This window comes from Streptomyces beijiangensis, assembly GCF_017315755.1.
Classification (GTDB): Bacteria; Actinomycetota; Actinomycetes; order Streptomycetales; family Streptomycetaceae; genus Streptomyces; species Streptomyces beijiangensis.
On sequence record NZ_JAFLRJ010001660.1, the window covers coordinates 1 to 333 of the forward strand.

Here is a 333-nt window from a genome sequence, read left to right on the forward strand (position 1 = left end):
GGCTTTCTCACAACCCAAGCAGCATTTGAATTCTGAGCGCGAGTCTCAAGCGCAAGGTCGTGTCCGCATCTTTCAGGCTTTTCCCGAGCAGTTCCTCGCATTTTTCAAGCCTGTAGATGACGGTGTTTCTGTGGATGTACAGGCGCTTGGCCGTTTCAGAAATCTGACAGTGCGTTTCCAGATAGACGGACAATGTTTGCAGGAGCCCTGGGTCATCCTTCGGCAGGCTGGCAAGCTGATGCAGCGCATGCGTGTAAAATGTCTTCAAATCATCAGCCGGAATCATGCGCAAAAGCTCTGACACGTCTTTCATATGGTACGTCTGGATGAACT

The 333-nt window shown here is 50.8% G+C and carries 1 protein-coding gene; it reads right to left on the bottom strand.

Features of this window, described 5'->3' with window-relative positions; genetic code table 11:
• Window positions 1–7: 7 nt before the first annotated feature.
• A partial coding sequence (locus J0695_RS46630; RefSeq protein ID WP_206970242.1) for a helix-turn-helix domain-containing protein occupies window positions 8–333 on the bottom strand: 326 nt, incomplete at its 5' end.